This window comes from Pseudarthrobacter sp. MEB009, from assembly GCF_030208875.1.
Classification (GTDB): Bacteria; Actinomycetota; Actinomycetes; order Actinomycetales; family Micrococcaceae; genus Arthrobacter.
On sequence record NZ_JARVTC010000004.1, the window covers coordinates 290961 to 305087 of the forward strand.

12 protein-coding genes are annotated in these 14127 nt (G+C 65.5%); 3 read left to right on the top strand and 9 right to left on the bottom strand.

What is annotated here, in order from left to right; translation table 11 throughout:
* Positions 1-15 precede the first annotated feature (15 nt).
* From QRN07_RS03340 to leuA, 3 genes are all read right to left on the bottom strand, one after another.
* On the bottom strand, positions 16-846 hold the full coding sequence (locus tag QRN07_RS03340) for an isoprenyl transferase (protein WP_050684705.1): 831 nt from the start codon (positions 844-846) through the stop codon (positions 16-18).
* Between the two features lie 2 nt (positions 847-848).
* Positions 849-1601 carry a DNA repair protein RecO gene (gene recO, locus QRN07_RS03345; RefSeq protein WP_050684704.1) on the bottom strand — a complete coding sequence of 251 codons (753 nt, stop codon included), beginning with the start codon at positions 1599-1601 and terminating at the stop codon, positions 849-851.
* A gap of 108 nt (positions 1602-1709) precedes the next feature.
* Positions 1710-3449, bottom strand: coding sequence for a 2-isopropylmalate synthase (gene leuA, locus QRN07_RS03350; protein ID WP_285240317.1), 1740 nt, complete (start codon positions 3447-3449; stop codon positions 1710-1712).
* Between the two features lie 247 nt (positions 3450-3696).
* Between leuA and QRN07_RS03355 the strand changes: the two genes are divergently transcribed.
* Both QRN07_RS03355 and QRN07_RS03360 read left to right on the top strand, forming a co-directional pair.
* Positions 3697-5649, top strand: coding sequence for a M13 family metallopeptidase (locus tag QRN07_RS03355; protein ID WP_285240318.1), 1953 nt, complete (start codon positions 3697-3699; stop codon positions 5647-5649).
* A gap of 203 nt (positions 5650-5852) precedes the next feature.
* Positions 5853-6455: a hypothetical protein gene (locus QRN07_RS03360; protein ID WP_285240319.1), complete on the top strand. Its 603-nt coding sequence runs from the start codon at positions 5853-5855 to the stop codon at positions 6453-6455.
* Between the two features lie 84 nt (positions 6456-6539).
* Here QRN07_RS03360 and QRN07_RS03365 read toward each other — a convergent pair whose 3' ends face one another.
* The 5 genes from QRN07_RS03365 to QRN07_RS03385 all read right to left on the bottom strand — a co-directional run bounded on the left by QRN07_RS03365 (position 6540) and on the right by QRN07_RS03385 (position 12047).
* A complete protein-coding gene (locus tag QRN07_RS03365) occupies positions 6540-8120 on the bottom strand; it encodes an LCP family protein (RefSeq protein WP_285240320.1) in 1581 nt (526 codons plus the stop codon).
* A 97-nt stretch (positions 8121-8217) separates the two neighbouring features.
* Positions 8218-9177 (bottom strand): GTPase Era, encoded by a 960-nt coding sequence (gene era / locus QRN07_RS03370; RefSeq protein WP_056598233.1) that lies wholly within the window; start codon positions 9175-9177, stop codon positions 8218-8220.
* Positions 9161-10492 carry a hemolysin family protein gene (locus QRN07_RS03375; RefSeq protein ID WP_056598231.1) on the bottom strand — a complete coding sequence of 444 codons (1332 nt, stop codon included), beginning with the start codon at positions 10490-10492 and terminating at the stop codon, positions 9161-9163. Before QRN07_RS03375 ends, era begins: the two co-directional genes overlap by 17 nt.
* Entirely contained in the window at positions 10489-10962 is a 474-nt protein-coding gene (gene ybeY, locus QRN07_RS03380) for an rRNA maturation RNase YbeY (RefSeq protein WP_050684697.1), read from the bottom strand. The genes QRN07_RS03375 and ybeY overlap by 4 nt, the downstream gene beginning before the upstream one ends.
* Positions 10959-12047 carry a PhoH family protein gene (locus QRN07_RS03385; RefSeq protein ID WP_050684696.1) on the bottom strand — a complete coding sequence of 363 codons (1089 nt, stop codon included), beginning with the start codon at positions 12045-12047 and terminating at the stop codon, positions 10959-10961. Before QRN07_RS03385 ends, ybeY begins: the two co-directional genes overlap by 4 nt.
* 362 nt (positions 12048-12409) lie before the next feature.
* Between QRN07_RS03385 and QRN07_RS03390 the strand changes: the two genes are divergently transcribed.
* A complete protein-coding gene (locus tag QRN07_RS03390; protein ID WP_050684695.1) occupies positions 12410-13360 on the top strand; it encodes a GerMN domain-containing protein in 951 nt (316 codons plus the stop codon).
* Here QRN07_RS03390 and QRN07_RS03395 read toward each other — a convergent pair.
* Positions 13347-14126, bottom strand: a complete 780-nt coding sequence (locus tag QRN07_RS03395) for a 16S rRNA (uracil(1498)-N(3))-methyltransferase (protein ID WP_056598230.1) — start codon at positions 14124-14126, stop codon at positions 13347-13349. The two genes, QRN07_RS03390 and QRN07_RS03395, sit on opposite strands and share 14 nt — an antisense overlap.
* Position 14127 lies beyond the last annotated feature (1 nt).

Here is a 14127-nt window from a genome sequence, read left to right on the forward strand (position 1 = left end):
TGCTGCTATCTGCTGCTATGGATGGCCGGCCGGCTTCGCGGCATCCACCGCGCCGCCGTAGCGGCGGTCGCGCCGGGCGTATTCCTCGACGGCGGTCCACAGGGTGCGGCGGTCCACGTCCGGCCAGAGGGTGTCCATAAAAACAAACTCGGCATACGCGGATTGCCACAGCAGGAAGTTGGAGAGCCGCTGCTCCCCCGAGCTGCGCAGGAATAGGTCCACGTCGGGGAGGTCCGGTTCGTCCAGGTACTTCTGGATGGTGCGCTCAGTGATGGCACCGGGTTTCAGCCGGCCGGCGGCAACCTCGGCGGCAATCGCGGACACGGCGTCCGTGATTTCGGCCCGGCCACCGTAATTAACACACATGTTCAACGTACAGGTGCTGTTGCCGGCGGTGAACTCCTCGGCATCCTCGAGTTCGCGGATCACGGAGCCCCACAGCCGGGGGCGGCGGCCGGACCAGCGCACCCTTACGCCCCACTCATCCAGCTGGTTCCGCTGCCTGCGTAGCACGTCCTTGTTAAATCCCATCAGGAAACGCACTTCCTCCGGGGAACGGCGCCAGTTCTCTGTGGAGAACGCGTAGACACTGACGTATTCGATGCCCAGTTCAATGGCACCGGCCATAACGTCCAGCAGGGCGGGTTCGCCCGCCTTGTGCCCTTCTATCCGGGGCAGCCCGCGCTGGTTTGCCCAGCGCCCGTTGCCGTCCATAACAATGGCCACATGGCGGGGCACAAATTCGGCGGGGATCGCCGGGGCCACCGCCCCTGAGGGGTGCGGGTACGGGGCGATGACCGGTTGGGTCCGCCGGCGGGTGGTGGGGTGCTTTTTGCCCAGGGCCACTGTCAGGTACGCTCCACATGCTTGAGGGATTTCAGGACTCGTTCAAGGTGCCACTGCAGGTAGGCGGCCACCAGGCCGGCGGCTTCGCGGCGGTGCACGGCGGCGGAACCGTCCGCGGTGGGCCAGTCACCGGTGAGCAGGGCGCCCAGCAGGATCACGGTCTCCGCAGCCGGCGCGGGGGAACCGGGCGGCCTGCAGTCCGCGCAGACCATGCCGCCAAGCGGTGCCGAGAATGCCGTGTGGGGTCCCGGCCTGCCGCAGCGTGCGCAGACGGTAAAGCTCGGCGCCCAGCCGCCGGTGGCCAGCGCCCGGAGCAGGTAGGAGTCCAGGATCAGGCCGGCGGCGTGGTCCTCCCGGCTCAGGGATGCCAGGGCGCCCACCAGGAGGTTGTACTGCGCAGTCCCGGCTTCGCCGTCCACATCAGTGAGTTTTTCGGCGGTCTCGGTCATGGCCGCCGCCACCGTATACCGGCCGTAGTCGGCGGCGATGTTCCCGCCGTAGGCCCCCTTGGCCACGGCCTGGGTGACGATGTCCAGGGTGCGGCCCGCGACCAGCTGAAGGTCTGCGACCATAAAGGGTTCCAGCCGCGCGCCGAAACGGCTGCTGGTGCGGCGGACGCCCTTGGCCACGGCACGGACCTGGCCGTGGTGTTTGGTCAGGAGAGTGATGATGCGGTCCGCTTCGCCCAGCTTGTGGGTACGGAGCACCACTGCTTCATCCCGGTACGCCCGGGAAGCGAAAGACTGTTGGGCCACACTCCATCTTCCCATCCCCCGCGTGCCCCGCGTGTACGGGCGCGGGCACCCTGCGTTTAGGGGGGTGCGGCTGTGCCGCCGGACGGATCCGGCGGCACAGCTTCAGGATCAGGCCCGGGCGTCCCGCACGGCGCGGTTGACGGCGGAGATGACGGCCTTCAGCGAGGACATGCTGGTGTTGGCGTCGATGCCAACACCCCAGAGGACCCGCTCCCCCACGGCGGCTTCGACATACGCCGCGGCCATGGCGTTGCCGCCTTCGGAGAGCGCGTGCTCGCTGTAGTCCAGGACCCGGACGTCCACGCCGTCTTCCCGGAGGATGGACAGCAGCGCGGCGATGGGCCCGTTCCCGGTGCCCGTCCGGCTGACTTCCACGCCGTCAACGGTGAGTGAGGCGTGCAGGGTCATGCCGCCGTCGGCGTCCGTTTCCGTGCTGACCTTGCCCAGCGAGTACTGGCCCCACTGGCCGTCGGACTGCCCGGACGGCAGGTACTCGTCCTGGAAGACCTTCCAGAGCTGGGCGCCACTGACCTCGCCGCCAACGGTGTCGGTCTGGCGCTGGATGACGCCGGAGAACTCGATCTGCGCGCGCCGGGGCAGATCCAGGCTGTGCTCGTTCTTCAGCAGGTACGCCACGCCGCCCTTGCCGGACTGGGAGTTCACGCGGATGACTGCCTCGTAGCTGCGACCCAGGTCCTTGGGATCAACGGGCAGGTACGGAACCTGCCAGGAGTAGTCCGCCACAGCCTTGCCGGCAGCAGCGGCGTCACGTTCCAGGGCTTCGAAGCCCTTCTTGATGGCGTCCTGGTGCGAGCCGGAGAACGCCGTGAAGACCAGGTCGCCGCCGTACGGGGAACGCTCGGGGACGGGCAGCTGGTTGCAGTACTCCACGGTGCGGCGGACTTCATCGATGTTGGAAAAGTCGATCATGGGATCGATGCCCTGCACAAACAGGTTCAGGCCCAGGGTGACCAGGTCCACGTTGCCGGTCCGCTCGCCATTGCCGAACAGGCAGCCCTCGATCCGGTCCGCGCCGGCCATGTAACCCAGCTCGGCGGCGGCCACGCCGGTTCCCCGGTCATTGTGCGGGTGCAGGGACAGGATGATGCCCTCCCGCGGGTGCAGGTGGCGGCTCATCCACTCGATTGAATCCGCGTAAACGTTGGGCGTGGCCATTTCCACCGTGGCAGGCAGGTTAATGATGACCTGGCTGTCCGCGGAGGCCTCAAAGACGTCGGCGACGGCGTTGCACACCCGGACGGCGTACTCCAGCTCGGTGCCGGTGAAGGATTCCGGTGAGTATTCGTAAGTGATGTGCGTGTCCACGAGGGTTTCCTCGTACTTCTTGCACAGTCGCGCGCCCTGCAGCGCGATGTCCAGGATGCCGTCCTGGTCCTGGTTGAACACCACACGGCGCTGCAGCACGGAGGTGGAGTTGTAGAGGTGCACGATTGCCTGCTTGGCACCGACCAGTGACTCGTAGGTCCGCTCGATCAGGTGTTCGCGGGCCTGCGTCAGGACCTGGATGGTCACATCCTCCGGGATGTGGTTGCCCTCGATCAGCTGGCGGACAAAGTCGAAGTCCGTCTGCGACGCGGACGGGAAACCGACTTCGATTTCCTTGTAGCCCATCCGGACCAGCAGATCGAACATCTTCATCTTGCGGGCAGGGCTCATGGGATCGATCAGGGCCTGGTTGCCATCTCGCAGGTCCACGGCGCACCAGCGCGGTGCTGCCGTGATGACCTTGTCCGGCCAGGTGCGGTCGGGCAGTTCAACGGTAATGAGGTCCTGGAACGGGGCGTAGCGGTGGGCCGGCATTCCTGAGGTTTTTTGTGCGTTATGCATTACGATCGGGCCTTTTCTGTGGTCTTTTCAAAAGGACGGCCGGACAACACAGACTCCGCGGCGAGGATGGGCCTTGCGCTAGACAGCGTCTGAGGCCTCGCCGCGGCAGCTAAGAAGGAGGAGCTCTGCACGCACCATTTGAGCGTAACACGGGTGCGTAAGATGAAAGAGCACCACCGTCCGTAACGTCCAGCATGCAGACGCCCGCCGGTGTCCGGCTGCGGCGCTTTCGTCAAAAGGAGTTTCAGTGCCCACATCGGGGATCGACCTTTCCACCATTGATCACACAGTCCGGCCGCAGGATGACCTGTACCAGCATGTGAACGGCACCTGGCTCAAGGCAACGGAAATCCCGGACGACCGTCCGCTGGAAGGCACCTTCACCGCATTGCGGGACGGTTCAGAGCTCGCCGTCCGCGCCATCATTGAGGAAGCGGCAGGTAAGGGCGCCGCCGCCAGTGGCATCGAGCGGAAGATCGGGGACCTCTACACCAGCTTCATGGATGAGGCCGCGGCAGAAGCCAAGGGCATCGGACCCATCCGCCAGCGGCTCGCCGATGTGTATGCCACGGACTCCGCAGCCGACCTGATCGCCCTGGCGGGGCGCCTGTTCCGCGCGGACGTCGGAGGCCTGTTCTACATTTATCCGGCACCCGACGCCGGCAACCCGGACCGCGTCCTGCTCTACACCGGCCAGGGCGGGCTGGGCCTGCCGGACGAATCGTATTACCGCGAGGAAAAATTCGCGCCCATGGTGGCCGCCTACACGGACCATGTGCAGGCCATGCTGGCACTGGCCGGAGTGGCGGACGCAGCAACTGCCGCGGGACGCGTGGTGCAACTGGAAACCCTCCTCGCTTCGCACCACTGGGACAACGTCACGCTGCGGGACCCGCAGAAAACATACAACCTGAAGACCGCCGGTGAATCCGCTGCCCTCTTCCCGCACCTGGCCACCTGGTTTGACGCTGCAGGCATCGACGCCGCCAAACGGGAAGAGATTGTGGTCAGCACCCCTGACTTTTTTGTGGGCGCAGCGGCGCTGCTGGAATCCGAGCCGCTGCAGGCGTGGCAGGACTGGCTCGCGATGCGTGTGGTCAGCGCGGCCGCACCGTATCTCTCCAGTACTTTTGTGGACACAAACTTCGCCTTCTACGGCACCACCATCAGTGGGACGCCGCGCAACAAGGACCGCTGGAAGCGCGGCGTGGGTGTTGTGGAAGGTGCGCTCGGCGAAGCCGTGGGCCAGATCTATGTGGCCCGGCATTTCCCGGAAACCCATAAGGCCAGGATGCAGACCCTCGTGGCCAACCTGATCGAGGCGTACCGCCAAAGCATCCAGGATGTGGGATGGATGGGCGCCGAGACCAAGGAAGAGGCCCTGCGGAAGCTTGAGGGCTTCCGGGCCAAGATCGGCTTCCCTGACGAGTGGATCGACTACTCCGCTGTGGAGATTGATCCGGCGGACCTGCTGGGCAACGTGGAGCGTGCGCACAACGCCGACGTCGACAGGCACCTGGACGAGGTGGGCAAGCCCGTGGACCGCACTAAATGGCTGATGACACCGCAGACGGTGAATGCCTACTACCACCCGATGATGAACGAAATCGTCTTCCCGGCCGCCATCCTCCAGCCGCCGTTCTTTACCGCCGACGCCGATGATGCCGTGAACTACGGCGGCATCGGGGCCGTTATCGGCCATGAGATCGGCCACGGCTTTGATGATCAGGGTTCGCAGTTTGACGGCGGCGGCGCGTTGCGGAACTGGTGGACGGACGCGGACCGGAAGGCGTTCGAAGCCCTCACCGCCAAACTCGTGGCCCAGTATGACGAACTGTCCCCGACGGCTGCGCCGGGTCACAACGTCAACGGCCGGCTCACCCTGGGCGAAAACATCGGCGACCTCGCCGGCCTTGCCATCGCCTACAAGGCCTACCACATCAGCCTGGACGGCCAGGAGCCCGAAGAGCTGGACGGGTTGACCGGGCAGCAGCGTTTCTTTGCGTCCTGGGCTGCCGGTTGGCGGCAGGTCATCCGGACCGAGGAGGCCGTCCGGCGCCTGGCCACGGACCCGCACTCCCCCAACGAGTTCCGGACCAATGCCATCGCCAGGAACCTCGACGCCTTCCATGACGCGTTCACCGTCACCGAAGCCGACGGCATGTGGATGCCGCCGGCCGAGCGCGTCAACATCTGGTAGCTCTCCACGGAAGGTCCCGTCCCCCTTGGGACGGGACCTTCCGCTTTTAAACCCGCTTGCATCTGCTGTGCCAGGCTCTGACGTATCGCGGCAGCATCCCACCTGGCCAGTCCTGTTGCTCTGTCCCGGCACACCACGACCCTGTACGCTTTCGGCATGGCAGCGGGCGACTCGTTTACAGCATTTCAAGAGGGAGGAGAACAGTGTCCTCCCGGATGAGGGAATGCCGCGCGGCGAAGGCCATAGTTTTGGCGACGAATCGAAAAACACGGATCGCAACCGTTGAGACGATGCTTGCGCTCCTGGCCTGCGCGGCTTTGCTCGCGGCGTGCGGTGCGCCGATTAACACAACACCGGGGGACGGAATCGCCAACGTGACGGTAGCCCCAGGCATCTTTGACCGGCAGACTGAGGAAGGATCCATTTCACGGGATTGGGATGGGTGGGAAGGTCCATCGCCGTTCTTCCTTATCATCACCGATCAAACAGACAAGGCTGCCGAGGCCCTCCATATCGCCATGGAACGGTGCATGCACATCGACAGCAAGGGCAATGAGTTAACCGACTCTGCGCTGGAAACCACAAATGAATACACGCCGAATTACTCGTCGCCGGTCTACCTCACGTCTCACGGACCGCTGGCATATCTGGACACCAAAGGTGAACTCCCCCGGGCCATGGGAGAGACAATGCTTCGCGTTGTTGTGGATGAACTTGAGGCACAAGGAGTCACCGCCCTTGTGACGACGCCGCCCCTGGGCGCCGACTTAACAGACGGCACCCCAGAGTGGGAGCCGGCAAGGTAGGGAGCATGCTTCGGAAGACGTAGAGCTGATTTACGGGTGAACGGCACCGTCGGAGGCGTTCGCCGCCGGAAGCCGGGACCGCTGTCAGCGGACGATCAGCTCCGGGTTTGCCTGCTGGCACACGGCGTCACCGGCGGTCTGGCTGACGATGTCGTCCGGGAGGGCGGTGCCGGCACCGTAGGTAACGCCGGAGGGGAAGTCGCTGCCGAGGGCCACCTGCACGCCGTAGACGTTGGTTGACGGGACGAGCTGTGTGGCGGGGATGCCCAGCAGGGCCGCCGTATCAGCGGCCACATCGGCGAAGTCCGCCCCGTAGTAAACCACGGTCTGGCCGGTCACTGCTGCGTCAAAGAAGGTCGACTGGGTGAATCCGCCGGCGACCAGGGCCTGCACAATTTCCTGCGCCCGGCCAGGGACGCCGGTGCCGTTGGCCAGCGCGACGGGTTGCAGGGCCTTGTCGTACGGCGCCACGGCAGGGGCTGTTTCCGTCGGGGCCGTGCTGGGCTCCGCGGACGGGCTGGCCGACGGCGACGTGGGCGCGGTGGGATCCGTCAGGTCCACGTCCTTGCGCAATGCGGAGAAGAGTTGCGAAGCCGCGGGTTCAGCCACTTCGAGCCGGTTCGGATCAGACGCGGCAGGCCCCGTGGGGACCGCCACAAAGGCGACCTTTCCGACGTCGATGTCCTTGAGCCGGTTGCCGATGGTGAGCAGGGTGGGAACTGATCCCAGGCCCTGGTCGACCGTCAGGTTCTGGGTGACGACGTCGGCGATCTTCAGCATCCGCACGGGGTCCGTCAGGGTGCCTTCGTCCTTGATCTTCCGGGTGAGGGAGGAGAGGAAACCCTGCTGGGCCTTGATCCGGCCGAGGTCCCCGCCGTCGGCAAACGCGTGGCGGGTCCGGAGGAATGCAAGGGCCTGCTCGCCCTCTACGGAGGAGGTGCCCGCAGGCAGCCGCAGCCGGGAGTCCGGATCGTAGACGGCGTCGCTGATGCAGACATCGACGCCGCCCACGGCGTTGGAGAGTTCCTTCACCGCGTTGAAGTCGGCCATCATGAAGTGGTCCACTTCCATGCCGGTGAGTTTGTTGACGGTGTCCACTGCGCAGCCGATCCCGGCTTCAGCCATGGCTTCGTTGATCATCACGCCGCTGCGGGCCGGATACGTCTGTTTGGTGTCCTCGTCAGTGCATTCCGGGATGTCCACCAGGAGGTCGCGGGGGAAACTGATCACGCTGACGCGCTTATTGTCCTCGGAGATGTCCATCAGCATCATCACATCGGAGTTCCCGTATCCGGTGGACTGGTCCGCTGTCCCGTAGTCGGCGTTTTTCCCGTCGCGGGTATCCGAACCGAGGATCAGGATCTGCATCCTGCCCTTGGCGTCATCAACCTGGCCTTCGGTGCTGCCGCCGCCGGCGTTCAGGGGCGCCTTGGAGATGTTGTTCTGCAGCCGGAAGAACCAGAACCCGGCGAAGGCCAGGCCACCTACGAGCACAACCGCCAGGACGGCAGTGACCGCCTTCAGCCAGATGGGCATCCGGCGGATGGGTCCCAGGTGCCGGGCAGCGCCAGCGCCAGCGGCCGAAGCATCTGAGTGGCGGGACACAGGTCCAGCTCCGGCAGCACTGTCAGCGCCGTTGTCCTGCTTGTCGCGGCCTCGCCCCACGTGATGAACCTTCCTCTAAAAACAAAATCCGGCCCATTTTAGTGGCCCAGTCTGGGAAAACGCCGGACCGCCCCGCGGCGGCACCGGTCCTGCCGGCTCAGAAGCCCAGCTTGACCAGCTGCTTCGGGTCCCGCTGCCAGTCCTTGGCCACCTTCACGTGCAGGTCAAGATAGATGCGCGTGCCCAGCAGGGCTTCGATTCCCTTGCGGGCGTTTGTGCCCACTTCGCGGAGCCGGGCGCCGCCCTTGCCGATGATGATGGCCTTCTGCGAGGGACGCTCCACGTACAGGTTGACCCTGACGTCAAGGAACGGGCTGTCCTCGGAACGGCCTTCCCGGGGAACGATCTCCTCCACCACAACGGCCAGGGAGTGCGGCAGTTCGTCGCGGACACCCTCCAGCGCTGCCTCACGGATGAGTTCAGCCACCATAACGGCCTCGGGCTCGTCAGTCAGGTGCCCGTCCGGGTACAGCGGGGGCGAGGGCGGCATGTGGCCGATCAGCACGTCGGCCACGGTTTCCACCTGGAAGCCGTCAGTTGCCGACACCGGGACGATGTCCTTCCAGCCGTCCTCGCCGAGAACTTCACGTCCCAGGGCCGCGACGGCCAGGAGCTGCTCCGTGAGGGCCTGCCGGTCGACGGTGTCGGCCTTGGTCACGATCGCGATGATCGGTTTGTTGCCCAGGGCAGCGAGCTGCGCGGCAATGAATTTATCGCCGGGACCGATCTTCTCGTTGGCGGGCAGGCAGAACCCGATGGCGTCCACCTCGGACAGGGTGTCCGCGACGAGGTCGTTCAGCCGCTTCCCCAGCAGGGTCCGGGGCCGGTGGAGGCCCGGGGTGTCCACCAGGATCAGCTGGGCGTCCTCCCGGTGGACGATGCCGCGGATGGTGTGCCGTGTGGTCTGCGGTTTGGCGGAGGTGATGGCCACTTTCTTGCCTACCAGGGCGTTGGTCAGGGTGGACTTTCCGGCGTTGGGCCGGCCCACCAGGACGGAAAAACCGGCCCGGAAGCCGCCGAATTCCTCGTCGCCGCCGGCTTTAATTTTCTTGCTCACGTGGAACTCCCTGCTGGGTTGTTTCCGCCTCTTCGAGGAGGTCTTCAAGGTCAGTGTCTATCTTTGGTACCGGTGCCGCAATGATGTGGCTGACCCGGTTCCGCCGGCCCTCAAGCCGGTCTGCGCGTAAGGCGACGCCGTGGACTTCCACGGCGCTGCCCACGATGGGCACGCGGCCCAGTGCTTTGGCCAGCAAACCGCCGACGGTGTCCACTTCATCGTCATCGAGTTCGATGTCGAACAGTTCGCCAAGGTCATCAATGCTCATCCGGGCGCTGACCCGGTAGGAGCCGTCACCCAGTTCCACCGCTTCAGCACTTTCAGTGTCGTACTCGTCAACGATCTCGCCGACGATTTCCTCGATCAGGTCCTCCAGCGTGACCAGCCCGGCGGTGCCGCCGTATTCGTCGATGACGATGGCCACGTGGGTGGATTCCTTCTGCAGTTCACTCAGCAGGTCGCTGACCGGCTTGGATTCGGGAACGTACCGTACCTCCCGGGTCAGCGAATCCACCAGCGGTGGTTCCTCACCCGGGGCGAGTTCGTGCAGGACGGCGGCCACGTCCTTGAGGTAGATGATGCCCAGGATGTCGTCGTTGTTTTCGCCGATCACCGGCATCCGGGAGTACCCGGAGCGCAGGAAGAGGGACATGGCGTGGCGGAGTGTGGATCCGGCGTCGACACTCAGGATGTCCGTGCGGGGAACCATAACGGCCCGCACCAACGTGTCGCCGAAGTCGAAGACCGATTGGATCATGGTGGCCTCCGTGTCCTCGATCATGTCGGATTCGCTGGCCCGGTCCACGAGTTCGCGGAATTCCTGTTCGCTGAAGAAGGCTTCGTCCCCGCCCGGGGCGCCGGGTGCTGCGGCGCTTCCCAGGGCCACCAGCCAACCGGGAATGGGTCCCAGGACCCAGGTGAGGAAGCGGATCATCGGGGCGGTGAACCTGACCACGGCGCCTGAGTGGAGCCGGCCCAGCTGGCGGGGCGAAACACCGACAATCACAAAGCCCACCAGGGCCATGATGCCCGTGGCTGCCAGGCCGGCCAGCCAGACGTTGTCGAGGACGCTGTACAGCAGCACCGCCACAGCGACGGCGGAGGCCATCTCGAACCAGATCCGCCAGAAGCGCAGGGCCCGGATGTGGGCCACGGGCTCGGCGAGGATTTTCCGCATGGCGTTGCTGCGGCTCCGCACCAGTGCTTCCTCGGCGTCGTGGCGCGGCAGGAAGTTGAAGGCCGCCTCGGCTGCCGTCAGCACGGCGGCGACGCCCAGGAACACCAGGGCCATCACCACCAGGAGCAGTGGCGTCACTGGGTGGTCTCGGCGGGTGCTTCTCTACCGGTGAAGCCGGTCAGGAGTTCACGCTGGAGGCCGAACATTTCCGTCTTTTCCTCAGGCTCCGCGTGATCGTAGCCCAGCAGGTGCAGGATGCCGTGGGTGGTCAGCAGCAGCATCTCGTCTGCGAGCCCGTGGCCGGCGTTTTTGGCCTGCACCGTGGCGACCTGCGGGCAGATGGCAATGTCGCCGAGCATCCCCTGTGGCGTGGGCCGGCCCGGGGTGCCGGGGGTCAACTCGTCCATGGGGACGGAAAGGACATCGGTTGAACCGGGCTCGTCCATCAGTTCGATGTGCAGCTTTTCCATGGCGGGCTCGTCCACCAGCAGGATGGAAAGCTCCGCCTGGGGGTGGATGTACAGCTGCTCAAAAATATAGCGGGACAGCGCCACCAGGCTGGCTTCGTCCACCTGGATGCCGGATTCGTTGTTCACTTCGATGCTCATGCGCTGTCCCCCCGCCGCTGGCTGCCGGCCGGTTGCTTGACCCGGCTGCGCTGGATGTCGTCCCAGTTGCTGTAGGCGTTGACGATGTCCCCCACCAGTTTGTGCCGGACCACGTCCGTGGCGTCCAGGACCGAGAAGTTGACGTCGTCGATGCCCTTAAGGATTTCTTCAACGATCCGCAGGCCAGAGCGGGTGCCGAAGGGCAGGTCCACCTGGGTGACGTCGCCCGTGACCACCATCTTGGAACCGAAGCCCAGGCGGGTCAGGAACATCTTCATCTGTTCGGGAGTGGTGTTTTGTGCCTCGTCCAGGATGATGAAGGCGTCATTGAGGGTCCTGCCGCGCATGTAGGCCAGCGGGGCAACCTCGATGGTCCCGGCCGCCATCAGGCGGGGAATGGATTCGGGATCCATCATGTCGTGCAGGGCGTCGTAGAGCGGCCGCAGGTAGGGGTCGATCTTGTCGCTGAGGGTGCCTGGCAGGAAGCCCAGCCGCTCCCCCGCCTCAACAGCCGGCCGGGTCAGGATGATCCGGCTGACTTCCTTCTGCTGCAGCGCCTGGACGGCTTTGGCCATGGCCAGGTACGTCTTGCCGGTACCGGCGGGGCCGATCCCGAAGATCACGGTGTTGGCATCAATGGCATCAACATAGTTCTTCTGGTTCAGCGTCTTGGGCCGGATGGTCCGGCCGCGGCTGGAGAGGATGTCGTGGGTGAGGACATCCACGGGGTTCTGCGTGGACTGGCTCCGGAGCAGGGCCGCCAGCTGCTGCAGCACGGCGGGGCTGATCACGCTGCCACGGGCCACCAGGCCACGGACCTCGTGCAGGAGCCGCATGATGCGGGGCACGTCGCGGACTGGTCCGCTGATGGAAAGCTCGTTGCCGCGGACGTGGAAATTGACGTCGGGGAACTGTTCCTCAATGAACCTCAGGGCCTCATCGTGGCTGCCGAGGGATTGGACCATTTGGTCGGAGTTGTCGAAAACAACAACTTCTGTCCGGATCCCGGGGAGTGAATGGGGGAATTCGGCCGCCATGCCCTCTCCTGTGGTGAGCCGGCGCTTTCCATTCGCTGATTCAGTCATGGTGCTGGCCCGCAGGCCCGTGGTCCCCTCAAGGTCGAAGTGCTTTCCGTCTGGCCGGGCGGGACTTCCGGTACGTGCTGGTCCCGGCCCAGTGATCCCTCCATCTTACGCCAGCACACACCGCCGCCCGCGATCAGGACCCTGGTAGCCACCGGCTGCCGGTGCGGCTGGTGGGTGCCGTGCTCCCCCGTTAGGTATCAACTTCATATCGTCCTCATATCGTTCCCGTTGCAGTTCCGGCATGACCCGGATCCGGAGCACTTCCCGGCTGCACCCTGTGTAATGCTGGAAACCCAGCTACTGCTGGACAGCGGGCCGCCCGGGGATCGGCCCTCCACACCAGGAAAGGACAGGCAACAACAGTGCCCGAAACCGCTGCGCCCTTCGGGGCCGGACAAAGTGCACGCCGCGCGCGGGCACTGGTTCTTGCGGGCCTTCTTGTTGTTCCCGCCCTGTCCGGCTGCATCGCCGACCCCGGCGCTTCGGAGTCCAGCACCCTGACAGCCAGCCCTTCGGTGACAGGCACACCCGACATTCCGGCCACCAGCTCCCCACTGGAAACAACCCAGTCCTCCAACAAGGCCCCCGTCTATTGGCTGGGCCGGACCAACAACAATGTCTTCCTTTACCGCGAGTTCCGCGACGTCCCGGACCAGGAAAACCCTGTCACACGCGCCCTGCGGGCCATGATGGACGAGAAACCCCTCGACGCGGATTTCTTTACGCCCTGGCAAAATCCTTCCAAGCTGGCCACGTCCATTTCGGGCAAGGATGTCATCACGGTGGATGTTTCGGAGGACGCCTTCAACAGCAACCTCGACGCCGACACCGCCAACCGGGCCATCCAGCAGCTCGTTTATACGGCCACAGCCGCCGGGGCCAGTTCGGGCCTGATCGACACCGGCCAGCAGATCCGGGTCCGGATCCTGGTGGACGGGCACACCGATTACATGGCGTTCGGCCATGTCCAGCTCGGCGCCCTGATGACCCGCGCCACCGGGCTGCTGGCTCCGGTCTGGATCATCGACCCTCAGGAAGGCACCGAGCTGCGGTCCGGCAGCGTCAAAATCGGCGGCCGCAGTTCGGTCTCGGGCGGCAAGCTCCGCTGGCAGATCCTGCGGTCCGAGAAGAACGGCACCAAGGAGCCCTTCCTGACCGGCGAGACCACCACGGCCCCCGAACCCGGGAGTGCCGGGCTGTTTACGCTTGCCCTGACGCTGCCGGCCGGGGACTACGAGGCAAAGGTGGCCCAGTTGGGTGCCGACGACCAGGTGGACCGCAACGAGGACACCCGCTCGTTCACTGTGCGGTAGCGTCCCAGCGGCCCAGCACATCGCTGGCGAGCACGACGGCGGCCGGTCCGGCCGTGGAGGAGCGCAGGACGTGGTGCCCCAGCAGGGCAGTCACGGCACCCTGATCGCACAGGCGCGTCACTTCGCGGGGGCTGATCCCGCCTTCGGGGCCGACGATCAGCAGCACCTCGCGCACTGCGGCCGTAGACTCCCCGGCCCACGCCGACAGGACGGAGCGGAGCGGCCGGACAGCGTTTTCGTGCAGGATGACGGCCAGGTCCGCGGCTTCCACAGCGCCGGCGAGGGCGGCAGTGTCGACGGCGGCCCGCACCTCAGGCACCCAGGCCCGGCGGGCCTGTTTGGCGGCGGCAGTCACCGTGGACTGCCACTTGGCGTGCGCCTTCGCGGCACGGTCACCCTTCCAGCGGACGATGGCCCGTTCGGACTGCCACGGGATGACTGCGTCGATTCCCAGTTCCGTGGCCGTCTCGATGGCGAGCTCGTCCCGGTCGCCTTTCGCCAGGGCCTGGACCAGGACAAGGCGGATGTCAGGCCGGTCCTCCCGGGCCACGGATATGCACTCAACTTCCAGTGCCGCGGACGAGGCAGCCACCACAACTCCGCTGAGCCTGGTGCCTGCACCGTCCACGATGTCCACGGGCTCACCGGGCGCCAGCCGTTTCACGGCCACGGCGTGCCGGGCTTCAGGGCCCTCCAGGACAAACCTGCCCTGGGGGTGCACCTGGTCCAGCGCGCCGGCGGTGGTGAAAAAGACGGGGTTGCTCACC